Annotated in this window: 17 protein-coding genes; 11 read left to right on the top strand and 6 right to left on the bottom strand. The window is 61.2% G+C overall.

The genetic code is table 11. The annotated features are described in order from the left end of the window. The first annotated feature begins 2 nt into the window (after nt 1-2). Genes LPB072_RS01705 through galK form a run of 7 tightly spaced genes read left to right on the top strand, consistent with a single transcriptional unit; the run spans nt 3 to nt 8,487 of the window. Nucleotides 3-1,235 carry an ABC transporter substrate-binding protein gene (locus LPB072_RS01705; RefSeq protein ID WP_082877133.1) on the top strand — a complete coding sequence of 411 codons (1,233 nt, stop codon included), beginning with the start codon at nt 3-5 and terminating at the stop codon, nt 1,233-1,235. A gap of 55 nt (nt 1,236-1,290) precedes the next feature. Further along, nucleotides 1,291-2,199, top strand: a complete 909-nt coding sequence (locus LPB072_RS01700; protein ID WP_066095300.1) for a carbohydrate ABC transporter permease — start codon at nt 1,291-1,293, stop codon at nt 2,197-2,199. Beyond that, nucleotides 2,200-3,051 (top strand): carbohydrate ABC transporter permease, encoded by an 852-nt coding sequence (locus LPB072_RS01695; RefSeq protein WP_066095295.1) that lies wholly within the window; start codon nt 2,200-2,202, stop codon nt 3,049-3,051. A gap of 9 nt (nt 3,052-3,060) precedes the next feature. After that, on the top strand, nt 3,061-5,205 hold the full coding sequence (locus LPB072_RS01690; protein ID WP_066095292.1) for an alpha-galactosidase: 2,145 nt from the start codon (nt 3,061-3,063) through the stop codon (nt 5,203-5,205). Beyond that, nucleotides 5,202-6,254 (top strand): UDP-glucose--hexose-1-phosphate uridylyltransferase, encoded by a 1,053-nt coding sequence (locus LPB072_RS01685; protein WP_066095289.1) that lies wholly within the window; start codon nt 5,202-5,204, stop codon nt 6,252-6,254. The genes LPB072_RS01690 and LPB072_RS01685 overlap by 4 nt, the downstream gene beginning before the upstream one ends. After that, entirely contained in the window at nt 6,251-7,306 is a 1,056-nt protein-coding gene (galE, locus tag LPB072_RS01680) for a UDP-glucose 4-epimerase GalE (protein WP_066095286.1), read from the top strand. Before LPB072_RS01685 ends, galE begins: the two co-directional genes overlap by 4 nt. 5 nt (nt 7,307-7,311) lie before the next feature. Continuing rightward, on the top strand, nt 7,312-8,487 hold the full coding sequence (galK, locus tag LPB072_RS01675) for a galactokinase (RefSeq protein WP_197508893.1): 1,176 nt from the start codon (nt 7,312-7,314) through the stop codon (nt 8,485-8,487). A 7-nt stretch (nt 8,488-8,494) separates the two neighbouring features. Here the strand turns inward: galK and LPB072_RS01670 are convergent, their stop codons facing one another. Then, complete coding sequence (locus LPB072_RS01670; RefSeq protein ID WP_066095478.1) at nt 8,495-9,346, bottom strand: aldose 1-epimerase; 852 nt, start codon at nt 9,344-9,346, stop codon at nt 8,495-8,497. Between the two features lie 225 nt (nt 9,347-9,571). On the opposite strand from LPB072_RS01670, the gene LPB072_RS01665 reads away from it, so the two are divergent. Further along, entirely contained in the window at nt 9,572-10,513 is a 942-nt protein-coding gene (locus LPB072_RS01665) for a branched-chain amino acid transaminase (RefSeq protein WP_066095281.1), read from the top strand. A gap of 10 nt (nt 10,514-10,523) precedes the next feature. Then, nucleotides 10,524-10,730 carry a zinc-finger domain-containing protein gene (locus tag LPB072_RS01660; RefSeq protein WP_066095277.1) on the top strand — a complete coding sequence of 69 codons (207 nt, stop codon included), beginning with the start codon at nt 10,524-10,526 and terminating at the stop codon, nt 10,728-10,730. Nucleotides 10,731-11,035: 305 nt separating this feature from the next. Here LPB072_RS01660 and LPB072_RS01655 read toward each other — a convergent pair whose 3' ends face one another. Together LPB072_RS01655 and LPB072_RS01650 are read right to left on the bottom strand one after the other, a co-directional pair. After that, the gene (locus LPB072_RS01655) at nt 11,036-12,310 is read right to left on the bottom strand and encodes a HAMP domain-containing sensor histidine kinase (RefSeq protein ID WP_066095274.1); all 1,275 of its coding nucleotides are present in this window, start codon (nt 12,308-12,310) and stop codon (nt 11,036-11,038) included. Between the two features lie 151 nt (nt 12,311-12,461). Next, nucleotides 12,462-13,187, bottom strand: coding sequence for a response regulator (locus LPB072_RS01650; protein ID WP_082877131.1), 726 nt, complete (start codon nt 13,185-13,187; stop codon nt 12,462-12,464). An 86-nt stretch (nt 13,188-13,273) separates the two neighbouring features. Here LPB072_RS01650 and LPB072_RS01645 point away from each other — a divergent pair, with 86 nt between their 5' ends. Beyond that, nucleotides 13,274-14,839, top strand: coding sequence for a class I adenylate-forming enzyme family protein (locus tag LPB072_RS01645; protein WP_066095271.1), 1,566 nt, complete (start codon nt 13,274-13,276; stop codon nt 14,837-14,839). Here the strand turns inward: LPB072_RS01645 and LPB072_RS01640 are convergent. Beyond that, on the bottom strand, nt 14,802-16,190 hold the full coding sequence (locus LPB072_RS01640) for an AmpG family muropeptide MFS transporter (RefSeq protein ID WP_066095268.1): 1,389 nt from the start codon (nt 16,188-16,190) through the stop codon (nt 14,802-14,804). The two genes, LPB072_RS01645 and LPB072_RS01640, sit on opposite strands and share 38 nt — an antisense overlap. A gap of 345 nt (nt 16,191-16,535) precedes the next feature. Here LPB072_RS01640 and LPB072_RS01635 point away from each other — a divergent pair, with 345 nt between their 5' ends. Further along, nucleotides 16,536-17,645 carry an acyltransferase family protein gene (locus LPB072_RS01635; protein WP_066095266.1) on the top strand — a complete coding sequence of 370 codons (1,110 nt, stop codon included), beginning with the start codon at nt 16,536-16,538 and terminating at the stop codon, nt 17,643-17,645. A 625-nt stretch (nt 17,646-18,270) separates the two neighbouring features. Here LPB072_RS01635 and LPB072_RS01625 read toward each other — a convergent pair. Continuing rightward, the gene (locus LPB072_RS01625) at nt 18,271-20,598 is read right to left on the bottom strand and encodes a hypothetical protein (protein ID WP_231943383.1); all 2,328 of its coding nucleotides are present in this window, start codon (nt 20,596-20,598) and stop codon (nt 18,271-18,273) included. A 1,517-nt stretch (nt 20,599-22,115) separates the two neighbouring features. After that, nucleotides 22,116-23,960 carry a sensor histidine kinase gene (locus tag LPB072_RS01615; RefSeq protein WP_157559217.1) on the bottom strand — a complete coding sequence of 615 codons (1,845 nt, stop codon included), beginning with the start codon at nt 23,958-23,960 and terminating at the stop codon, nt 22,116-22,118. Nucleotides 23,961-24,075: the final 115 nt, after the last annotated feature.

Raw genomic sequence — 24,075 nt, 5'->3', positions numbered from 1 at the left:
TCGTGAAATTCAAACTGAAAACCCTGGCGCTGGGCGCTGCGTTGAGCTTGGGCACCCTGGTCGCCCACGCCGGCGTCATCACCCTCAACACCGACGCATCCGATCCGGCGCCCAAAGCCGCATTCGAAGCGCTGGTCAAGAGCTTTGAGGCCGCCAACCCGGGCATCACCGTCAAGGTCAACACCTTTGACCACGAAGGCTACAAAACCTCCATACGCAATTTCCTGACGGCCGATGCACCCGACGTGGTGAACTGGTACGCCGGCAACCGCATGGCACCGTTTGTCGATGCCGGCCTGTTCGAAGATGTGTCCGATGTATGGAAGGCCGAAGGTCTGGAGAAAACCCTCGCCTCTGCCGCACCTTCGATGACGCAAAACGGCAAGCAGTGGGGCATCCCCTACACCTACTACCAGTGGGGCGTGTACTACCGCAAGGACATCTTCGACAAGCTGGGCATCGCTGAACCCAAGAACTGGGAGCAACTGGTTGCCGCCAGCAAAAAGCTGAAGGAAAACAAGATCGCGCCGTTCGCCATCGGCACCAAGGCCACCTGGACCACCGGCGGCTGGTTCGACTACATGAACCTGCGCGTCAACGGCTACCAGTTCCACATGGACCTGACTGCTGGCAAAGTGCCCTACACCGACAAGCGCGTCGCCGCTGTGTTCGACAAGTGGGACGACCTGGTCAAGCCGGGCTACTACATGGACAACCATGCTTCCTACCAGTGGCAGGAAGCCCTGCCGGCCTTCGTCAAGGGTGATGCCGCGATGTACCTGATGGGCAACTTTGCCGTGGCCCCCATGCGCGAAGCGGGCCTGAAGGACGAGCAGATAGGTTTCATGCAGTTCCCTGAAATCACCAAGGGTCTGCCCATGGCCGAAGACGCACCGACCGACACGGTGCACATTCCCGCCAAAGCCAAGAACAAGGCCGATGCCCGCAAATTCCTGGCCTACATTGCCAGCGCCAAGGCACAGTCCGAGATGAACAAGACCCTGGGTCAGCTGCCGGTGAACAACCAGTCGGCGAGTCCGGACGACAAGTTCCTCAAGGCCGGCTTCTCGATGCTGTCCAGCGCCAAGGGCCTGGCCCAGTTCTATGACCGCGACGCCTCGGCCGAAATGGCCAAGGCCGGCATGGACGGTTTCCAGGAATACATGCTCAAGCCTGAGCGCCGCGACGCGATCCTCAAGCGCCTGGAGACGGTGCGCAAGCGCGCTTACAAGTAAGCATCCCCTGATCGCCCCGGGGTCATGACCTCGGGGCACCTCTGCGCCCACCCACATGTCACACACCGCTCCCCCGTCCAGCTCCTGGTGGGCTCGCCACCAAAAGACCATCGCGCCCTGGCTGTTCCTCGCGCCCGCGCTGGTGATGTTTGGCGTGTACGTGATCGCGCCCATTTTTGAATCCATGGCGCTCAGCCTGTACGACTGGGACGGCCTGGGCACACCGAAGTTCGTCGGCCTGCAAAACTACTTCGACCTCTGGGACGATCCCGATTTCTGGATGTCGCTCAAGAACAACCTGATCTGGATTTTCGGCTTCATGCTGGCCGTGCCGGCGGGTCTGTTTCTCGCCCTTTTCCTGAACCAGACGGTGTTTGGCATCCGCCTGTTCAAGTCGCTGTTCTTTTTCCCGTTCGTGATCTCTCAGGTGGTGCTGGGTCTGGTGTTCTCCTGGTTCTACGACCCGTCCAACGGCCTGCTGGCGCTGGTCTTCACCAGCCTGGGCCTTGAACCATTGGCTGTGCTGTCAGACGACACCATCGTCACCTACGGCATCGTGGTCGCGGGCCTGTACCCGCAGATCGCCTACTGCATGATCCTGTACCTCACCGGTCTCAACGGCGTGCGACCCGACCTGATCGAGGCCGCGCGCCTGGAGGGGGCCAGGGGCTGGACCATGCTCTGGCGCGTGGTGCTGCCGCAATTGCGCCCCGCGACTTTCATCGCCGTGGTCGTCACCATCATCGGCTCGCTGCGCAGCTTCGACATGATTTCCATCATGACCCAGGGCGGCCCCTATGGCTCATCGCGCGTGCTGGCGTACTACATGTACGAAGTGGCGCTCTCCGAATACGGCTACCGCATGGGCTACGGCACCGCCATCGCCACCGTGCTGTTCTTCATCATGCTGGTCTACATCGGCTTCGTGCTGCGCCGCATCTACCGCCAAGAGCAGGAGTCCTGAATGTTTCCAACCCCCATCGAAAAGGCGAGCGGCACCACGCGCTGGCTTTACAAGGTGGCGCTGCCCATCAGCATGGTGCTGTGGCTGCTGCCCATCATCGCGGTGATGCTCACCTCCATTCGCGGCCAGGCCGACCTGACAAACGGCAATTATTGGGGCATGCCATCGGAATGGATGCTGATCGAAAACTACAGCGCCGTGTTCCAGAACACGCCCATGGTGCAGTACGTGCTCAACAGCTTCTACGTCACCATCCCGACCGTGATCGGCACCGTGGTGCTCAGTACCCTGGCCGGCTTCGCGCTGGGCACCTACCGCTTCAAACTCAACATGGTGGTGTTCCTGCTGTTTGTGGGCGGCAACTTTGTGCCCTTTCAGATTCTGATGATTCCGGTGCGCGAACTCACTTTGAAGATGGGCATGTACGACTCCACCATGGGCCTGGTGATGTTCCATATCGCCTTCCAGACCGGTTTCGCCACCTTTTTCCTGCGCAACTTCATCCGCGATCTGCCCTACGAACTGATCGAAGCCGCGCGCATCGAAGGCGCCAGCGAGTGGCAGATTTTTCACCGCGTGGTGTTGCCGCTGGTGCGCCCCGCCGTGGCCGCTGTGGCGGTGTTGATTTTCACCTTCATCTGGAACGACTACTTCTGGGCCACGGTGCTGATCCAGGGCGACCACGCCATGCCCGTCACCGGCGGATTGAAGTCGCTCAACGGCCAATGGGTGGCGCAGTGGCAACTGGTGTCGGCCGGCTCGATTCTGGCCGCCATGCCGCCTGTGATCATTTTCTTTCTGCTGCAAAAACAGTTCATCGCCGGCCTGACCGTCGGTGCCACCAAAGGCTGATCGGCTCCCATGTCCCACTGGTTTTTACACGGCCCCGCGTCCAGCCTGTTGCTGTCCGCCCCTGAGGCCGACGACCTGCACCAAGCCCCGGTCATCCGCTACTGGGGCGCGCGCCTGCCCGATGCCGCTGCTCCTGCCACCGCCTGGCACGAGGAACGCGCAAGCCCGCCCTCGTCGCTCGACGAAGGTCTGGCGCCCACGGTGTTCCCCAGCCTCGGGTTTGGCGATGCCAGCCAGCCCGGCCTGCGCGCTCACCGCCAAGGCCAGAGCTTTGGTTTTGCCGCAGACCGGTACACGGTCACACCCGATGAGCGGCACAACAGCCTGCGCATCCAGTTGCTGGACAGTGCCAACCAGATCGAAGTGCACATCGATCTGCGCATGGACGCCAGCGACACCCTGCACATCGGCACCCGCCTGATCAACCAGGGTACGGTGCCCTTGCAGGTCAATGGGCTCGCCAGCGCCAACCTGAGTCTGCCCGGCCAGATGGACACGGTGCACAGTTTCCATGGCCAATGGTCCAACGAGTTCCAGTGGCAATGCCAGCCTTTGGCCCGCGCGCAGTGGCGCCAGGAAAACCGCAGCGGCCGCACCTCGCACCAGATGTTCCCCGGCGCCGTGATCGCCAACACCCACACCGGCTGGCACAGCGGCGCTTGTTACGGCGCCCACCTGGCCTGGTCAGGCAACTTCGCACAGACCATCGACACGCTGGACGACGGCCTTCGCCAATGGCAGCTCGGCGTGGCGTTCGCGCCGGGTGAGTTGGCGCTCGCGCCTGGCGACAGCTTCGACGCACCCACCGTGCTCGCCAGCTTCAGCCCCGCAGGCCGCAACGGCCTGATGCAGAACTTTCACGCCACCATGCGCGCCACCGTGCAATGGCCGGGCGGCCAGGCGGCGCCGCGCCCGGTGCACCTCAACACCTGGGAAGCGGTGTACTTCGACCACCGGCTCGACGACCTCAAAGACTTCGCCACCCAGGCAGCCAGACTCGGCGTGGAGCGCTTCATCCTGGACGACGGCTGGTTCCACGGCCGCCACGATGACCGCAGCTCGCTGGGCGACTGGTGGCCCGACGCCGGGAAATATCCCGATGGCCTGGGCCCCCTGGCCCACCACGTGACCGGTCTGGGCATGCAGTTTGGCCTGTGGGTGGAACCCGAAATGGTCAACCCCGATTCCGAGCTGTACCGCGCGCACCCAGAATGGGCATTCGCCGCACCGGGCAGGCGCCAGCAAACCTGGCGCCACCAGCTGGTGCTCAACACCGCGCTGCCGGCCGTTCAGGATTACCTCTTCGAGAAGCTTGATGCCCTGCTCAGCACGCTGCCCATCAGCTACCTGAAGTGGGACATGAACCGCGACCTGACGCAGGCCGTGGGCGCCGATGGCCGCGCGGGGTACCTCGGCTTCGTGAAGGGCCTGTACGCGCTGCTGGCCCGCGTGCGCACCGCGCACCCCAACGTGGAAATCGAGAGCTGCGCCTCCGGTGGCGGGCGCATGGATGCGGGTGTGCTCGCCCACACCCACCGCTTCTGGACCAGCGACAACACCGATGCGCTCTCGCGCGTGGGCATCCAGCGCGGCGCCCTGCAGTTTTTCCCGCCCGAATTGCTCGGCGCCCACATCGGCCCCGCGCCGTACCACACCACCGGCCGCACGCAATCGCTGGACTTTCGCGCCGGCGTCGCCTTGCCCTTGCACCTGGGCATCGAGCTCGACGTGCGCGCCATCGAGGATGGCGAGCGCGCCCAGCTGGCTCCCTGGCTGACCCTGTACAAATCCCTGCGGGGTCAACTGCACCAGGGCGCCATGTGGCTGGGCGAATGCGGCGACCACATCGTCTGGCAGGCCCACGGCAACGCACAGGACCTCATCGTTTTCACCACCCGTACCGCGCCCACCGAAGCGCGCCACAGCCCGCCGCTGATCCTGCCCATGCTCGATGCCGCCGCCAGCTACCGCGTCACCCGCCTGGACCCACCGGGCATCGGCGCAGCCAACGCCGGTATCGACGCGCCCATGCACCTGGCGCTTCGCCAAGGCGAAACGGTTCAGGCCCACGGCGCCTGGTTAAGCCAAGCCGGACTGCCGCTGCCGCGCATGTCGGGCGAGGCCGTGCACATCTACCGCTTGCAAACGCCATGAACACATCCGCCCTTGACGCCAGCGAGCATCCCCACCGCCGCTACAACCCGCTCAAGCAGGAGTGGGTGCTGGTCTCACCCCACCGCGCCAAGCGGCCCTGGCAAGGTGCGCAAGAAGCCGCCAACGCCGAACAACTGCCCGCGCACGACCCGAGCTGCTACCTTTGCGCCGGCAACACCCGCGTGAACGGCGCGGTCAACCCCGACTACACCGGCACCTTCGTGTTCGACAACGATTTCGCCGCGCTCCTGGCCGACACGCCCGACACCGGGGCCTCACCCGATCCGCTTTTTCAACGCCAGGGCGTGCGTGGCGTGAGCCGCGTGATCTGCTTTTCGCCCGACCACAGCAAGACCCTGCCCGAACTGGGCGTCGACGCGCTGGCCGGTGTGATTGATACCTGGTGCGAGCAGGCGCAAGACCTCGGGCGCACCTATCCGTGGGTGCAGGTATTTGAGAACAAGGGGCAGGCCATGGGCTGTTCCAACCCGCATCCCCACGGGCAAGTCTGGGCCAGTTCCTTTTTGCCCAACGAAGCGGCGAAAGAAGACGCGGCGCTGCGCGCCTACCGGGCCGAACACCGAAGCAATATGCTGCTCGACTACGCACAACGCGAAGCCGCCTCAGGCGAGCGCACCGTGGTGCAAACCGCCCACTGGATTGCCGTGGTGCCCTACTGGGCCAGCTGGCCCTTCGAGACCCTGTTATTGCCACTGTTTCCGGTCCAGCGCCTGGAAGATCTCACGGCCGAGCAACGCAGCGATCTGGCACATGCCTTGCAGGCCTTGACCATCCGCTGCGACAACCTGTTCGAAACCAGCTTCCCCTATTCCATGGGCTGGCATGGAGCGCCCTACCTGACAGGCGACACGGCGCACTGGCAGTTGCACGCGCATTTTTACCCGCCGCTTTTGCGCTCGGCTTCGGTGCGCAAATTCATGGTCGGCTTTGAGATGCTGGCCGAATCGCAGCGCGACCTCACACCCGAGCAAGCTGCCGACCGCCTGCGCGCGCAAAGCCCGAAACACTACAAACACGCCACGCCATGACCACCGCTCCCTCCAAAGCCCCTCGCCTGCTGCTGACTGGCGGCGCGGGCTACATCGGTTCGCACACCGCCGCCACCCTGCTCGAAGCCGGTTGCGACGTGGTCATCATCGACAACCTCAGCAACAGCAGCGCATCGAGCGTGGATGCGGTGCAAAAGATCACCGGTCGTCCGGTGTCGTTTCACCAGGTCGATCTGCGCGATCAACCCAAAGTCGAGGCCGTGTTGCGCGAAGAACGCATCGACGCCGTGGTGCACCTGGCCGGCCTCAAGGCGGTGGGCGAGTCGTGCGAAAAGCCGCTGGCCTACTACGACTGCAACGTGATCGGCACCCTGCGCCTGCTGCAAGCGATGCAGGCCACCGGCGTGCGCCAACTGGTGTTCAGCTCCAGCGCCACGGTCTACGGCGATCCCCAGTTCTTGCCTTACACCGAAGCCCACCCCACTGCGCCGACCAGCCCCTATGGCCAGACCAAGCGCCAGATCGAGCTGATCCTGCAAGACCTGAGCAACAGCGCCGCGGGCTGGCATTTCAGTGTGCTGCGCTATTTCAACCCGGTGGGTGCCCACGAAAGCGGCGATCTCGGCGAGGACCCGCGCGGCATCCCGAACAACCTCATGCCCTACCTGGCCCAGGTTGCGGTGGGCAAGCGCGCGGCGCTGACCATTCACGGCGACGACTACGACACGGAGGACGGCACCGGCGTGCGCGACTACATCCATGTAAGCGATCTGGCCGATGGCCACTGGGCCGCACTGCAACACCTGATGCGCAGCGCCACGCCGGATGCCAGCGCCTGCCATTTTTTCAATCTGGGCTCCGGCATCGGCCACAGCGTCAAGGCCATGGTCGGCGCATTCGAGCGCGCCTGCGGCAAACCGCTGCCGGTACAAGTTGGCCCACGCCGTGCCGGCGACCTGCCGGCATTCTGGGCCGATGCCAGCCGCGCCCTCGAAGCACTGCAATGGCAGCCCACACGCGATATCGACAGCATGTGCAGCAGCACCTGGCGCTGGCAACAAGCCCACCCCAACGGCTTCAACGAGCAATGATCCCCATGCAAGCCTCTTTGCTGGCCCAGTTCTGGGCCCACTTCGGCACGCCCGCCACCCACCTGGCGAACGCGCCCGGCCGGGTCAACCTGATCGGCGAACACACCGACTACAACGGCGGCTTTGTGCTGCCCTGTGCCATCGACTTTTCCACCCTGGTGGCGCTGCGCTCGCGCGAGGACGACCAGGTGAAGGTGCTTGCGGTGAACGCAAGATTTGCCACCGACTCGATCGATCTGGGTCAGGCCATTGCCCACAATCCGCAACAGCCCTGGGCCGACTACGTGCGCGGCGTTCTGAGCACCCTGCAAAAAGCGGGCCTGCACCTGCGCGGCATGGACATGGCCATCGTCGGCGACATACCGCAGGGCACGGGCCTCTCTTCTTCCGCCTCCCTGGAGGTGGCCGTGATCGCAGGCGTTTGCGGCGTGCACGGCATCAAAGTCCAGCCGGCCCAATGGGCGCAGTGGGCGCAACAGTCAGAGAACCAGTTTGTCGGCACCCAGTGCGGCATCATGGACATGTGGATCTCCGCCACCGCCAGAGCAGAGTGCGCCAGCTTGATCGATTGCCGCAGCCTTGAAAGCCAACACTGCCATGTGCCCGAAAGCCTGCAACTGGTGATCATCAACTCGCAAGTCGAGCGCGGTCTGGTGGGCAGCGAATACAACCTGCGCCGTCAGCAGTGCGAACTGGCCGCCAGGCACTTTTCTCAAAGCTCGCTTCGCGATGTGAGCCTGGAGCAATTGCTTGCCGCAGAGGCTGAAATGGATGCAGTGGTCTTCAAACGCGCCCGCCATATCCTCACCGAGAACGCGCGCACGCTGCACATGGCTCAGGCATTGAAGACCGACGACGTGCCCACCATCTCGCGCCTGATGGCCGAATCCCATGCCTCCATGCGCGATGATTTTGAGATCACCGTGCCCGCCATCGACCACATCGTGGCCATCATCGCCGCGATAGCTGGCGACCGTGGCGGCGTGCGCATGACGGGAGGTGGCTTTGGTGGATGCGTGGTAGCCCTGTTGCCACATGCGCTGGTCGACGCATGTCAGGCAGCTTTGGCTGAACAGTACCGCGCACCCAATGGCACCAAAGCCAACGTCTACCTGCCCAATATTGGCGCCGGTGCTTCGCACCAAGCGCTCACGGCGCAAGGACTCGCACTGCCAGCTTGACCTGGCTCTATGCCTTCACCTGTGCGGTGAGCCGAACGCGCTGGCGCAGCGTACCGCCCGGCAACAGTTCGACCAGCCCGTGTCGCAACGGGTCGGTCCGCTGCGCCGCATTGTTCAGGTGGGTGACCGGCTCCACACAAAAGAAGGCCGAGTCCGTGGGCGTGTAGACCACCCAGTAACGGCTGTCGGCCTCCAGGCTCACCGTGATCTCCTGATCTGTCAGCCCCGCCACACAGCTGGCTCCTTCAAAACAATGGTCCAGGTGCATGTCGGCCACCGCACCGTGCAGACCCTCAACAGCCTTGGACTCGCGTGGCAAGAGATCGTCGCCTGCCAACCATTGGGTGTGCACCGGCAAGTCCAGGGCGCTGTCAGGTCGGCGCACAAAATACGGATGCCAGCCCAGGCCCATCGGCTGAGGCTGGCTGTCGATGTTGCGCGCGCTGAGCGTGAAACAAAGACCATCGCCCTGCAGTTCGAAGCGTTGCTCCGCTTCAAAGGCAAACGGCCAGAAGCCATCTGGCTGGTGATTCAAGCGAAGCAGCAGGATGTCTGCGCTGTGCTCCACCACCGTCCATGCCCGCATGAAACCCACACCATGCAGCGCATGCGGTTCGGCGTTGAACCCATTGCGAACGGTATGGGTGCGACCACGCCAGGTCAACTGCCCCCGGCCTATCCGGTTGGAATACGGAACCAGAGGGTAAGCAGCACTTTGACCCGCATGGGAAGCGCCATCAGGCGCTGATCGCAACACCGGCGTTGCCCCTAACCACAACCCCATGACACAGCCGCCCAACGCGGGGTCAACGCGCAGCCGCCACCCGGCCTTGTGGAGTTCAACAACGGAAGCAGACATGTTCATGGGCTCTGAAAGGGTATGGGCAGCTTGCGCTGCCTCGCGCGAAACACGGGTGCCGCCAGCAGGCAACGAGACCAGCAGCATACAAGCACGAATACCCCATGCAGGACCATCGCCTCGACTGCCCATGCCGCCGCTGAGCTCAGAACCGCGGTCAGCCCGTAAAATGCCTTTTCAGGTCGGCGTCGTGGCTGGCTGCACCCCCTTGCAAAGGAACCCCAAATGTCTCCCGTAGTCCCCTCAATGTCTGACCGCGACGGAAAAATCTGGATGGATGGCCAGATGATCGATTGGCGCGATGCCAAGATCCACGTCCTGACCCACACGCTGCACTACGGCTGCGGCGCCTTTGAAGGCGTGCGCGCGTACAAAACGGCCGACGGTGGCACCGCCATCTTCCGCCTGGAAGAGCACACCGACCGCCTGTTCAACAGCGCCAAGATTCTGCGCATGACGATCCCGTTCACCAAGGAGCAGGTCAACGAGGCTCAAAAAGCCGCGGTTCGCGACAACAAGCTGGAGAGCGCTTACATCCGCCCGCTGACCTGGGTGGGCGACAAGAAGCTGGGTGTGTCCACCAAGGGCAATACGATCCACCTGATGGTGGCCGCCTGGTCCTGGGGCGCCTATCTGGGCGAAGACGGGTTGAAGCGTGGCATCCGCGTGAAGACCAGCAGCTACACCCGCCACCACGTCAACATCACCATGACGCAGGCCAAGGCGGTGAGCAACTACACCAACTCCATCCTGGCCAACCAGGAGGTCACCGAAGACGGCTACGACGAAGCGCTGCTGCTCGATACCTCGGGCTTCGTCTCAGAAGGCGCTGGTGAAAACATCTTCATCATCAAAAACGGCGTGATCTACACGCCAGACCTGTCTGCTGGCGCCTTGAACGGCATCACCCGCAACACCGTGTTCCACATCGCCAAAGATCTGGGCCTGGAGATCGTGCAAAAGCGCATCACGCGCGACGAGGTCTACATCGCCGACGAAGCTTTCTTCACTGGCACCGCGGCCGAAGTGACCCCGATCCGCGAACTCGACCGCATTGAACTCGGCCAAGGCTCGCGCGGCCCCATCACCGAAAAAATCCAGCGTGCGTTCTTCGACATCGTCGAAGGCAAAAACCCCAAATATGCCCACTGGTTGAGCAAGATCTGAGGTCAATACCATGAGCAACCACCCGATTGAACTCAAAGCCAGCGACCTGAACGACCAGGGCGGTGTGTTTTGCCCCAGCGCCAAGGCCGACATGAAGCTCTGGAACAGCCACCCCAAGGTGTACCTGGATGTGGCCAGGACCGGCGAGGCCAAGTGCCCCTACTGCGGCACGGTATACCGCCTCAAAGCGGGCGAGACTGTGGCCCACGGCCACTGAGGCAATTTCATCGACAGAAGTTCGAGGCCGCTTCAGCCGCTCGGGGTTGGACGGCCTTTTCTTTTGACGGCCCTTGAGCAAGGGAACCTTCAACAGGCCAAAAAAAAGGCCACCTTTCGGTGGCCTTCAAGTCCATAAATGGACATCGTTGGAAATCATTTTTTGCCGGGCGACCCCAAAAGGCGCTGCCGAGCAAGTTGTATTGATAGCGTTGTGACAGCAACAAAATGATTCTCCTCAAGATAGAACTTTTGTACCATCCCCCATTTGGGGGATATTCGCCAAAAAACGACCATGCGCCGGCGTCACTCTGACGCTTGGGCCGGCAAGGTGACCACAAACCGCGCGCCACCACCCGTTCGCTCTTCACAGCGCACCGAACCGCCATGGCGTTGGGCAATCGACTTCACCAAAGCCAGACCCAGGCCCACACCGCCCTCTCTTTCGCTGGCCCCCGGCAAGCGGTAAAAAGCTTCAAAGATCTGCTCCCTCAACTCAGGCGGCACACCAGGTCCACGGTCTTCAACGCACACCTCTGCCCACGCATCAGCGCCCTGGCCCGGCGACGCAGGCAACAACGCCACGGTGAGGCGAATGGCCGCCTCACCCGCTTCACCTGCTGCGATGGCCTGCGGTGACTGCCCATAGCGGCGCGCGTTTTCGAGCAGGTTGCGCAACACACGCCGCAGCAAACGCGCATGGCCCTGCACCAAGACGCTGGATGCGGAGGGCGCTATATCCAGATCGGCGCCGACCCGCGCGCATTCTTCGGCTGCCAACCCCACCAGATCGACCTCTTCGGTGGGGCCCAGCGCCGATGCATCGTTGGCATCACGCATGTCCAGACGACTGGCAAGCAAGATTTCGTCGATCAACTGATCCAGTTCTTCGATGCTGCGTGCCATCTCGCGGCGTTGGCGCGCGTGAACCGGGTCGGTGCCCAGCAATTCCAACCCCATTCGAATGCGGGCCAACGGCGAACGCAGTTCGTGTGATGCGTTGGCCAGCAGGGTTTTATGTGACAGGAGCAGGTTCTCCACGCGCTCCGCTGCCTGATTGAACCGGCGCGACAACAGGGCCACCTCGTCGGCCCCGTGTTCCGGCAACCGGGTCGACAAGTCGCCCTGGCCCCAGCGGTCTACGCCTTTTTGCAAGGTCTCCAGGCGTTTGGTCAAACGCCGCACGATCGGGTAGGCACCCAGCGCCACGGCCACCGCAACCAGCGCCAGCGTCCACAAAAATCCAAAGGTTCCGGTCATGGCGCGCCGACTCGGCACACCGCCAGGAGATCGTCCCACACGCGGCAACTCGACATAGAGCGTCTGCCCGTCGTTCATCACCACCTGAAACTCCAGCCCTTGCCCGGGCAACCGCACCGCCTCGGCCGGCGCCTGACCCACGACCTGCCCCACGCTGTTGCGCAACACAATTTCGCGCGCCACGCGCCCGTCGCGTTCCTCCCGATCCCGGTCCAGCGCCTCCCGCCAGAGCCAGCCGACCACCACCGACAGCACCATCACCGCCACCACCACCGCCAGCCAGATGCGCAAATACAGGCGCTGCCCGAGGCGGCCGATCATGAAGACCTCCTGAGGTCAGCAGAAGCCGTCCAACACGTTTCCTGAAACCCGATGTGCGGACACGCTTCCAGGGCACCGTCGGTCCGGCTTTGCCGGTCGGCCAGTGTCGCCCCCTTGAGGAGGTCACGCGAAGCGGGGCAGGGGTGTTCCATCAATCTTGCTGTTTGGCAAACACATAGCCGACACCGCGCACCGTCAGGATGCGTTTGGGGTCTTTGCTGTCGGCCTCGATGGCGTTGCGGATGCGGCCAATGTGCACGTCGATGCTGCGGTCAAAAGCCTCCAGCTCACGGCCGCGCACGGCCTCCATGATCTGATCGCGGGTAAGCACACGCCCGGCCCGCTCGGCCATCGCCACCAGCAGGTCAAATTGATACGAGGTGAGATCGCACACCGTCTCGCCAACCTGCACGGTTCGCGCATCGCGATCAATCTCCAGCGAGCCAAAGCGCAAGGTCGGCGTGGATTTGTTTGCCGGTTGACCGGGTTCGCCGCGCCGGCGCAACACGGCCCGAACTCTGGCCAGCAACTCGCGCGGCTCGAAGGGCTTGGGCAGGTAGTCGTCAGCACCCAGCTCAAGGCCAATGATGCGGTCCATGGGATCGCCCTTGGCGGTCAGCATCAGCACCGGAATGCGCGCAAGGCCATCGGGCAACGAGCGGATGCGGCGGCACACTTCCAGACCGTCGATGCCGGGCATCATCAGATCCAGAATCACCAGCTCGGGCTGTACCAGCGGCAGCTGCTCCAGCCCGGCTTCGCCGTCACCGGCGTGGGTCACTGCAAAGCCAGACTGGCCCAGGTAGTCAACGACCATATGTGCCAGGCGGGCATCGTCTTCGATCATCAACAGGCGAACGGGTGCGGGTGTGCTCATGGGTTTCAGTGTACCGGCTGGGAAAGGTGATGCCATGGTCGCGCGCGGACATGGCTGTGGCGTGTGGCTGGCGTAAAGTTACGTGAATGCCAACCGATTCATCGCCCCCTCCTACACCGCCAGACCGATCGCTCCAGGCGATGCTGGAACGGGTCGCGCAAGTCCAGCCCGATGGCTGTGCCCTGTGGTGGCGCGACACCGCGCTGGACAGTGGTGAACCCGTTCAGCTGACCTATGCGCAACTGCTGGCCCGAAGCCACGCCGTCGCCTCTCAGTTGCAGACCACCCACGGCATTGCTCAAGGTGACCGGGTGTCCTGGCTGGGCCTGAATCACCCGGCACAAATAATTCTGCTGTTTGCGCTGGCGCGGCTCGGTGCCACGCTGGTGCCACTGAACCACCGGCTTTCGCCTGCCGAATGGCGTGCGGTGATGGCCGACTGCACGCCGGCCCTGCTGGTGCACGACAACCACCTCGCGCCGGCCTCCATCGCCTTGGCCAGGTCGTCCGGGGTGCCCTCGCTGGCCGCCGATGCCCTCGCCTCCGAGCGACCCGCCCCGCTGCCAGGCCAACCCCAGCCAGACAACGCCTGGCACACCCCGGCCTTGTTGGTCTATACATCGGGTACCACCGGTCTGCCCAAAGCCGCCGTACACACCCAGGGCAACTTGCTGAGCAACATGGCCATCGCCGCCCAGTCACAAGCCATGGGCGCCAGCGACACCGTGCTCACGGTGTTGCCCCTGTTCCATGTGGGTGGCCTGTGCATTCAGACTTTGCCGGCGCTGTCGGTCGGCGCGACCGTTTTGCTCCACGCGCGCTTCGATGCCGGTGCAACCCTGGCCGCCATCGAAAACGAGCGGCCCACGCTGACACTGCAAGTGCCGGCGACCCTCAAAGCCTTGTACGAACACCCGCGATGGCCAGCAGCCGACCTGTCTTCTTTGCGTGCGGTGTGGGCCGGCTCCAGCGTTTTGCCAACCGCCGCCCTCAGTGGTTTCCATGACCGCGGCATCCCGGTTTGTAACGTGTATGGCAGCACCGAAACCGGCCCGTTTTCCGTCGCACTGCCGCCAGACCACGCGAAAAGCCATGCGGGCACCTGCGGTTGGCCGGGCGGGGGCGTTGAAGTGAAGCTTTGCGACGCCTCAGGCACCACCGTCTCGCAGGGCGAGGTGGGCGAAATCTGCATTCGCGCCCCCAACGTGGCCGAACGCTACTGGCCCGACCTCCCTGCGGTTGATCCAGAGGGTTTTTTCCATTCGGGCGACCTCGCTTTGCAGGCAGGCGACGGCAGCTTCACCGTGGTCGGCCGATCAAAAGACATGATCATCTCGGGCGGCGAAAACATTTATCCGGCCGAAATCGAAAGCGCGCTGCTTGCCCACCCGCTGGTGAGCGAATGCGCCGTGATTGCCCAGGCCGATCCACGCTGGGGCGAGGTGGCGGTGGCGGTGGTGGTTTTGGCGGCTGGCAACACGGCGGGCGAAGGCTGGGCCGCCCCACTCCAGTCCCATCTGCAAGAAAGACTGGCCCGCTACAAGCAGCCACGCCGCTGGTTGGCCGTTGAGGCCTTGCCCAAAACCGCCCTGGGCAAGGTTCAGAAGGGGGCGCTCAAGGCGCTTCTGGCGACCGATCCGCCGGCGGTATAGCCCTGGTGGCCAGCCATACCAGCACCAGCACGGGCAGACCCAGCAGTGCCGTGGCGATGAAGAAGGTTGCGTAACCCTGCGCATCGACAAACACGCCTGAAAACCCCGCCAACCATTTCGGCGCCAGCAGCATCATGGAACTGAACAACGCATATTGCGTGGCCGAGTACTTCACATTGGTCAGACTCGACAAATAGGCAATGAAGGCCGCAGAGGCCACGCCGGCGCTCAGGTTGTCTGCCGAAATCACCGCAATCAACGCCGTCACATCGTGGCCATGGCCAGCCAGCCAGGCAAACAGCAAATTGCTGGCGGCCGACAGTATCGCGCCCAGCATCAGCACCCGCATCACACCCAGCCTCAGCGACAACGCGCCGCCAATGAAGGCGCCAACCAGCGTCATGACGATGCCGTAGACCTTCGTGACCGCAGCCACTTCGTCTTTGGTGTAGCCCATATCGACATAAAACGGGTTCGCCATGATGCCCATCACCACATCGCTGATGCGGTACACACCGATCAGCGCCAGGATCAACAGCGCCTGTTTGCCATAGCGCTTGAGGAAATCGGCAAAAGGCTCAACCAAGGCACTGCGCAACCATTCGGCAGCGTTGCGGGCAGGCGGCATCTCGATCCGGACCGGCTCGCGGGTGAACAACACCGTCAGCACACCGACCACCATGCTCGCGGCCATGACCAGATAGGCCGTGGTCCAGGCGGCTTGCTGGTAGAGCGCGCCCGGCACAGCGTTGGCCGCTGCATCGGCCACAGGCACGACTTCAGCGCGGGCCGCGAGCCACAACACCCCGGCGCCGGCCCAGATCATGGCGATGCGGTAACCGGTCTGGTACGTCGCGGCCAGGGCTCCCTGGTGGTTGGCGTCTGCCGATTCGATGCGAAAGGCGTCCAGCGCGATGTCCTGCGTGGCCGAAGCAAACGCCACCGCCAGCGCACACCAGATCACCAGCGTCAGTTCGGTGCGTGGATCGGCCAGGGCCATGCCCACCAGCGCGGCCATGATCGCGCCTTGCGACAACAGCAGCCAGCTGCGCCGCCGCCCCAACCATCGGGTGAGCAAGGGAATTGGCAAACGGTCCACCAGCGGCGCCCAGACCCATTTGAATCCATAAGCCAACCCCACCCAGCTGAGATAGCCAATGGTGGTGCGGTCCAGACCGGCCTCGCGCAAGCGAAAGCTCAGCGTGCCCAGCACCAGCAACAGTGGCAAACCGGCGGAGAAGCCCAGCGTCAACATGCGCAGGCTTGCCGGCTCCAGGTACACCCGCAGGGTTTCGCCCCAGGTGGGTTTCGAGTCGGGCGCAGTGGGATCGGAAGTGGGCGTGGGGGTCATGGTCGGTTTGACGCGCAAGTGGTCAGGCGAAAACGAAAGCCCATTATTGATTGACTCCCGCTTCACTTCGCGGCAACGCCACCACGCACGCCTCTGAACCACGCTTCAAAGGCGCGAGATCACCACCCTTGGCGTGGCCTACCCGGAGCCTGGGATGGCCCTACGCACATCGACAACAGCCTCGGCGAGAGCCACCCCAAACAGCTCGGGTAGGATCACGGGCTGATCAGCGCCAACGCTGCCTCCAATGACACATGTGGCTCATATGTGCGAGCCAGCGCACAGTGCCCCGACGAATCACGCCGTCTTGCTTCACCTTCCAATGCCCCGAGGAACCAAGGACACATGACACTACCTCCCTTCGAAGGGGTCCGTACCTCCTCAAAAAAGATCGTCAGCCTGCAGTGGCTGCGCTTTGTGGCCGCTTCCATGGTGTTGATCTACCACGCCAGTGTCTACCTCGACCTGATCAAACAAAGCAGCTACGGGCTTGAGCGCTTTCCCACCTGGTATGGCTCGGTGGGCGTCTCGCTGTTTTTTGCGCTGTCGGGCAGCCTGATGGCCTCGGCCATGACGAAATCGACAGCGCCCCAGTTTCTCCTGCATCGAATCGGCCGCATTTACCCGGCATTCTTTCTCGTGGTTGCACTGGTGGTGCTCGCCAGCTTCGTTTCGCCTGCGCGCGCTTTGCTTGACCTGCACGCAATGACCTTGTTCCCGTATGGGAAGACCAGCTATCCATTGGGCATTGAATGGACTCTGGTCTTTGAGATCATGTTCTACATGTTTGTCTTCCTCTTGATTCTGTTCAAGAAGACGGCACAGGCCAGCTCGTTCCTGATCGGCTGGCTGGCGCTGATACTGGTGAACAACATCGTGGCCCCAGACAACCCGGCCGTGAATGTTTTTCATCCCTACACCTTGCCACTGGTGTCGCTCAACGTGAGCTTTGCCTTGGGGATGCTGTTTCCGCTGGTGCTCAAGCGGGTCAGCCCCCACCCCATCCTTGCTGCGCTCATTGCCTACGCCGTATTCATTGCCGGCGCATCGCACAGTGTCGTGGGTGTGCGTTGGGGCATGGGCATAGGCTCAGCCCTCATTGTTCACAGCTTGACCCAGTTCAAAGGTGTGGATTTCCTCCGTTCCAAGGCCGCACTCAACTACCTGGGCGACAAGCTTGGCTCATACAGTTACGCACTGTATCTGTGCCACGTGCCAGTCATCAAAACGCTTTACGAGCTGATGGGTGATCGGCCCGTGGCCACCCAGTTTTATGTGGTCATCGCGGCAGCGTTTCTGATCAGCATTCCCATCGGCGAGGTCGATGTCCGGATGTACCGTGCCATCAAGGGCCGGATTGACCGCTCCCCTGGCTCTGTGACCTGGACGCTCGCCGGGCTGTACACCGCCGCCTTCTGCTGGTTTACGGTGCTGGCGATACAGGCACCGGGTTAACAGACCCTTTCGCCCAGTTCTTCCAGGTGCGATAGGGATATCGCGCCGGTGCCAAAAGTGCCAACCCTGGAGCGGCAACCACGTAACGACCTGAACGCCATGGCAGCGGCACACAAAACTCGCTGAGAGCGGGTGGCGGCGTTAGGCCAGATCAAGGAGCTGGGTTCTTTGGCGGATTGCAGAAAGACCAACGCAGCGAACGACACCGATGCGTTCCCAGGCCAGATTGCCAATTCGACCTGGACGTCTACACCGATTGAATACAACGCCCAAACCAACCGCTCCCTGCCGGCAACTTTCTCTAGCGGCAACATTGCCGGCCTGAGCCGCAACGCCAGCTCGGCCATTCGACTGCTCCGAGCTCCCTGATCAAGCCTTTCACCGGCTCGATTGAAAGCCCGCACCGCATCTCGCGGGCGGGCTTTTTTTCGACCAAAAGACTCCAGAGGGATGCGACCTCTGCGCCAAACGCGGTCGGCAGTTGCCAATCATCGACACCAACGATCTGGAACTGCAGACTGCTTGACACTGGCCAGCTTGGCCCACCCGTATTTCAGCGATCAGACTGCAACCCGTGCGCCGACAGCATCCCTCGAACCACTTCTGTGGTGCGCCACCTGTACACCTACAAGCCCAACTGTGCCTTCATTGCCGACCAGCCCGTGCGGTTCAGGCGCTTGTTTTCAGACTGGTTAGAGCTGATGTGTGGCTTCAGTTGCCGGGCCAGGAACACCCAATCCCCCGAGCCGATGACACTGTTGGCCTGGTGGTCGGCTTTCACCTCGACATAGTGGCGAACGTGGCTCATCACGGTTTCTGCATGGCCGGCAAAGCTCATCACCCGGGCCCCTTGAATGGTCTGGATGGCGTAACTGCCTGCACTGGTGGCGATGCAACTCGAGGGATTTTGCTGATTCGAATCAAGGTCGCATTCATAGAACTGCACTGAGCCACCCGCTGCACTGGTGATTCCAGTGAATGCCACACGCAGGTTTTTGAAGTCTCCGCTGCCCAAGCCCAGGCTCAGGGTGCCGCCGCCATTGCTGAGGTTCACGCTCGCCGCTGGCCAGGCCGCGATAAGCGCCTCCAGCGTGGTGGCTTCGATTTGTGGCCTGCCGTCTGTGTTGATGCTGTTGATGTAAATCGGTTGGTTCAAGTTCAATGAAGTGCCCAAACGCACGCTGCTGCCTGATGGAAACTGTGCGTTGCCCAATGCCGCAAGCAAGTTGCCCGTAGACAGCCCACCCGTATTGATGAAGTTCAATGGGTCTGACTGCAACTGCGTCACCACCTCAGCCATCGGCCTCCCTGCAACACTCGCATACGAACGCGCCCCTACCGCACGCTGTGCGTTGCAAAAGGTGCTGCGACTGGGCACACCCAGGGTCGCTTGAATCGGCACGAAGTAGTCGCAACGCAGCCACCCGGCATCGGTCAGGTAGGCTTGGTTGTAGTCATCCGCATTCACTGACGAACCCGCTACAAAGGTGAGCCGGCGGTCCAGCAATGTGATTCCCGGGGTGCCTGCGGCTTTGGCTGGCAGCAAAAAATCCAGATAGCTGAGGTAGCCATTCATGGTGTACCGCAGGCTACGCAAATCACCCTGCTGTTCCGCGCTGGAGGCATTCTGATCGCCCACCTCCAAAGGTATGCCATCTTCCAGTACGCCTTGGGTCACCCCAGCCATCAGTCGGGCGTTGTCGGTCAGCCCTCCGACGTGGATGGGTGAATCATCCTGGTAGTTGTCGATCTTCGCTTCAGCGATCGCCAGCTGAATCGCCACATTGCCTCGCGCGGTCGCCTCGGTCATGCCCCCCGCGACACCAGCGGCCACCAAGGTTGTGAGCGGGTTGATCGGCCCCGTCTTGCCCGGCACCTGACGCATCACAAACCCTGCGTGGGTCACCTGTGGGCCATCCCCCAAACCGAGATCGATATCGAGTGTGGTGTTGGGATTGTTCGCCAGGCCGGGGACCATCACGGCAATCAAAGGCGAAGCCGCCTGGGTCGCTTCGGACACTTCATCTCGAGGGAAGGAAATGTCATACACCCCGTTGGTACCGGTTTTGGCCGACTGTTTTTCGTTGCCATCACAAGCGTTGTTCAGGTTCACATCCAGGCAGACCACCGCGTTTTGCACAGGGCCATTTACCGCGACCACGCCGGTGAGCACGGGACCGTCATTCGTCCGCACGTAGTAGCCTATGCCGTCGTAATTCATGGTCGGCATGTTCGCCACCACTTTCTGGCGCTCCACCTCATTGGCGGTGTAGAAATGGGTGCCGGTGGAGCGGTTGAAAAACCGGTGCATCGGCACCCACCCTGGCGCGGGTGCAGCGCTGGCCCACAAGCCCGGGCCACTCAACCTGAAGATCGCCGGGTAGTCAGCGACCACCTTGTCTTTCTCGGCCTCACTGATGGTGTAGAAGTGCGTTCCGGTGACCAGGTTGTCAAAGCGGTACACCGGACTCAGGCCAGAAACAGGCCCTTGCTGCGCATAAAACCCAGCGCCCTCAAGATTGAACCAGGGGAAATTGGCGATGATGTAGTCGCGCTCAGATTCCGTGATGGTGTAGAAATGAACGCCCGTGCGGCTATTCAGAAAGCGATAGACGGGCTTGGGGTATGGCGCCGCTTTCGGCAAGACCACACCCTTGGTCGTATTGAGCAGAGCCTCCGATCTCAGGGCGCCTCCAGAACCAAAATAGGGGCTCAAAATTTTGGCCATGGCCTCAATTTGGGCGGGTGATTGAGGGATCCCGAAATCGGCAGGGAGCGCAACGGGTGAAACACCACTCTCTGACCCGGCTCCTGCTGGAGAGGCAAGCTGCGTTGACTTGACTCGGCTCGCCGCCATGTCGCTTTGAGTCGCGCCACCTCCGCAACCAGAAAGGAAGGTGGCCAGCAGCCCGGCGATACCCAGGGGGATGCGGTATTTGAAATTCGAGTTCATGACAGTCTTTCAAGAAAAGAGTTGATGTGTCTTCGTCGGGGTTCGTCTCTGTACCGGAGGTCATCCCCACCCCCGACAACGTGTTCTGATCGAATGAAATGGGTATCCATCTCACATTTCTGCGGGCGAAACTGGCCTTTCCCGCCCATGAACTTATGCATTCATTCTGAGTCGTTTGATTGAAGCCCATGGTTTGCCTATTTAGATATGACTCAGCCCACGCGGCCCCAAATATTGGGATCAAGATCGCTTCCTATTCGTGCATTTTTATGCCCCTACGCAGGGAGCCTATAGTTTTCGCAAATATCCAACGACCACCTTCTCAGTACTTGCAATAACCAGATGTGGCACTGGTGTCGACTGGGTAACTATTCCGCCCCTTGCAAGCTATGTAATGAATACTCAATCGACTGCTCCTGCTGGTAAGTGTGCTGGCACTTCTTTCGGCTCCTGCCAAAACGGTCCCTTGATTTGATACTCCCCAATTCCCGTATTTACAGTCGCCGCCTTGATAACACCATGCCACCTCAATATCGTAATTGCAGGTATTTTTCATTAGCGCCCAGCTGTTTGCGGGGCGCTTCAACGAAATGCATTGGGTTGCACCTTCCGATGCACCACTGGATCCGTCCGACTCTTGGCCCCCGCCACAAGCTGATAAAAGCATGCCTAGAGCAAGTATTACCGCCCCCGGAAGGTTGAAATCATATTTTTTTGCATGGCAATGTCCCTCTTTTTCGAAAATTCACTCTGTTGCCGGCTATTCAAGGTAGCTCCTTCAGAGACATCCACTTTTCTTCAATGAAAATATGAATGCTTCATTGGTCGCTAATATCGAGCTTCTCCACTTCTCCAGTGCTTTCCCGGTTGAGATATAGAAATCCTTCCGCTCCTCAAACTTCGCTGCAGCCACCGGGAAAAAGTTGGTACTCGAATGGTCGACCCCTGAGCTGGCATTTACGTAGAAGCAATTGCCTTTGAACATCAAATGCCAAGAGCTTCCATTAGATAGATCCACTCGAAATGCGTGGTTTGCCAAGCGGCAATTGACTGGCTGTGCAGTCAGGCCTTCAATCTCTGCAGGGAAGGTCGTTGGAAGCGATATTGACTCGGCTGATTGAACTCGTGCGCCCAGTATTGCGCTCTGAGTCAATTCCCATCCATTTCGCAATGAAGCGCTGCTGAGAAGGCATTCGCTGGGCTGACGGACCTCAAGGCTTTGCATGCTTTTTCCCTGGTCAGATAAATTGGTACTGAATATCCAGAAATGAGGCTGGTGCTTGGTGTTCCAAGCTCAGATCACCGCATGAAATGGAAATGCCTCTGCTGCGCCAATACTCCCTCCACTTGTCCTTCGGGACATCACCAATTCAGGTGATCCGAGCCACTTTTTATCGGCTGGAGATTGCCTCCCTCTCTCGCGGCCTTTGGCATAGCACGCTTACAAGCACGCGGAGCGGCGATCTCAGTTGAGGGAGCTTCGGACATGCGCGGATCTCGCTCATGCCCTATCGGGCTCACTCAGCGAGCTTCAACACCAGGTTTGAGAAGGAAAAAGACAGGCTGTTGCGCCAACCCTCCCCACCGGGATGGTCAACTGCAATTTCGCCCTGCAGTTGCCGGACACGGCGTTCAATGGATCGTTGTCCAGCGGATGTCCGCCCAATCGTCCCTCGCGGTTGACGACCGTCGTCTTCAAAGCAAACGTGAAATCTTGTGAGATCACCTGCTTGCACGCCTAATTCGCATATCACCGTCACGGTTCTTGCTCCGGAATGCTTGAGCACGTTGGTACAAAGCTCAAACATCAAGTGCTGCAGGTTCAGCGCAGCGATAGGGTCGATCGCCGTATCGACCCACTCAGCACTTCCGCGAACCTGCCATTCCAGCGCAATGGATTGCCTTCGCAGACGAGTTTCGATTCGGTGCCGAATGTGTCCCAACAATTCCGCCAAGGTTCCGTCAAAGGTTTCGGAGCCGTCCACCAAGGTGCGCAGTTGCTCGATGGTGTGTCGCACCTCACTTTGAACCTCACCCAGATCAAGGGTGTCTTTTTCGACCAGCCCCAAAAGACCGGTCAACTGCAGGCCCATTCCGTCGTGCAAATCCTGCACGATGCGTTGGCGCTCCTGGGTTCGGGCAGTCTCCGCATGGGTTATCGCTTGTTGCTCATACTGAGAGGCGAGCTCCAGCCTTAACATCTCAGCCTCTTTATCTATTGAAATTCGCAAAGCCCGCTCCTGGCGCAAGCTTGTGATCAGTCGGTCTGCTACCACGAAGACCATCGCCACCACAAAGCATGCAGCAGTGAAACGAAGCAATGGGGTCCCTCCATAGCCATCTTGATGATTGAAGACTCGCAGGTAGTCGACAACACCGAAGCCAGCGGCCACCACTGATGCCACGGCCAACACGGTTGTGGTGAGGGTTTTGTGGCGCCACCACTGGTGCACAACGACGACAAGCAGAAAGACGCCGTAGGCCAAACAAAACGTTAACCAAATCGAGCGGATGTCTGACCTCTCGGCTTGGCTGTGCCAAGTCACCATCACCAGAGCTACGGCAACATAGAAACCGCCCGCTGTATCCCACCTTCGTGTGTTCAGCCCCATTGCTCTGACATAGAAGGCGTATATGCACGCCATGGAGGCGGCGTAGCTCATATCCACGGCCCAAGCCCACCAGTGGTAATCAAACGGCGGGGTTTCTAGAAGCGTGGTCCAAGTGCGAAAAGCGCCAAATGCGGTCGCCAACGCAAACAGCAGATCGCTCACTTGCCGCAGGGCTAAGCTGAGCACAAGGGCCAACAAGCTGCACACCACATAAACGATGGTCAGGGCGACGGCTCCCCCTACCTGATGGTTGTAACGCCATTCGTAGTCCAAGCGAAGCAGTCGGTCTGGTCCCAGGTGAACCCGCGAGAGCCCAGCGTATCGATTCCGCTCGCCTTCTAGAAAAACGTGAATTTGATTCGCGCCAGACTGAAGCAGCGAATCCGACACCCGAAAGTAGTGCGGGCGCAAGGCGGAATCAGTCGACAAGTCACTGATCGCTCCGATCTTCCCAACCTGATGGCCATTGACCGTGACTTCAAACCTGTTGCCAATCCTTGGAAAATATATTGCCCACGCCTCACGAGGTTTATCACTCATGGTCAGCGTCAAAGTGTAGGTTGCTTGCCCCATTCGCCCAGACTGAGCCCACGCGTCAGGCAATTTGACCTCTTTTGATCGACCATTCATCTCCAAGATCGCGCGGTCGACAACGACCACACCCAATGCCAGTTCGTTCGCATTCGGCTGCGCATGCACGTGAGACATCAGAAAGCAAAACAGCAATGCCGACAACGTTCTGAGATGCATTTGGGCCTCCCGCCAGTAGGGCAGTGTCTGCTTTGTACTTCAACCGAAGGCCGACGCGCTGAGTGGGCCTGAAGTATTTGCCTTCGCCGGGCGAATATCACCTATTCGGGTGAGC

This window comes from Hydrogenophaga crassostreae (assembly GCF_001761385.1).
GTDB classification, from domain to species: domain Bacteria; phylum Pseudomonadota; class Gammaproteobacteria; order Burkholderiales; family Burkholderiaceae_C; genus Hydrogenophaga; species Hydrogenophaga crassostreae.
Note: the sequence above shows the minus strand (reverse complement) of the source record. Positions and strands in the feature narration are given on the sequence as shown.

Excerpts from the sequence above, each read along its gene's own strand:
- LPB072_RS01700 (WP_066095300.1), top strand. The coding sequence starts at position 1,291 with ATGTCACACACCGCTCCCCCGTCCAGCTCCTGGTGGGCTCGCCACCAA.
- LPB072_RS01695 (WP_066095295.1), top strand. The coding sequence starts at position 2,200 with ATGTTTCCAACCCCCATCGAAAAGGCGAGCGGCACCACGCGCTGGCTT.
- LPB072_RS01690 (WP_066095292.1), top strand. The coding sequence starts at position 3,061 with ATGTCCCACTGGTTTTTACACGGCCCCGCGTCCAGCCTGTTGCTGTCC.
- LPB072_RS01685 (WP_066095289.1), top strand. The coding sequence starts at position 5,202 with ATGAACACATCCGCCCTTGACGCCAGCGAGCATCCCCACCGCCGCTAC.
- galE (WP_066095286.1), top strand. The coding sequence starts at position 6,251 with ATGACCACCGCTCCCTCCAAAGCCCCTCGCCTGCTGCTGACTGGCGGC.
- galK (WP_197508893.1), top strand. The coding sequence starts at position 7,312 with ATGCAAGCCTCTTTGCTGGCCCAGTTCTGGGCCCACTTCGGCACGCCC.
- LPB072_RS01670 (WP_066095478.1), bottom strand. The coding sequence starts at position 9,346 with ATGTCTGCTTCCGTTGTTGAACTCCACAAGGCCGGGTGGCGGCTGCGC.
- LPB072_RS01665 (WP_066095281.1), top strand. The coding sequence starts at position 9,572 with ATGTCTCCCGTAGTCCCCTCAATGTCTGACCGCGACGGAAAAATCTGG.
- LPB072_RS01660 (WP_066095277.1), top strand. The coding sequence starts at position 10,524 with ATGAGCAACCACCCGATTGAACTCAAAGCCAGCGACCTGAACGACCAG.
- LPB072_RS01655 (WP_066095274.1), bottom strand. The coding sequence starts at position 12,310 with ATGATCGGCCGCCTCGGGCAGCGCCTGTATTTGCGCATCTGGCTGGCG.
- LPB072_RS01650 (WP_082877131.1), bottom strand. The coding sequence starts at position 13,187 with ATGAGCACACCCGCACCCGTTCGCCTGTTGATGATCGAAGACGATGCC.
- LPB072_RS01645 (WP_066095271.1), top strand. The coding sequence starts at position 13,274 with ATGCCAACCGATTCATCGCCCCCTCCTACACCGCCAGACCGATCGCTC.
- LPB072_RS01640 (WP_066095268.1), bottom strand. The coding sequence starts at position 16,190 with ATGACCCCCACGCCCACTTCCGATCCCACTGCGCCCGACTCGAAACCC.
- LPB072_RS01635 (WP_066095266.1), top strand. The coding sequence starts at position 16,536 with ATGACACTACCTCCCTTCGAAGGGGTCCGTACCTCCTCAAAAAAGATC.
- LPB072_RS01625 (WP_231943383.1), bottom strand. The coding sequence starts at position 20,598 with ATGAACTCGAATTTCAAATACCGCATCCCCCTGGGTATCGCCGGGCTG.
- LPB072_RS01615 (WP_157559217.1), bottom strand. The coding sequence starts at position 23,960 with ATGCATCTCAGAACGTTGTCGGCATTGCTGTTTTGCTTTCTGATGTCT.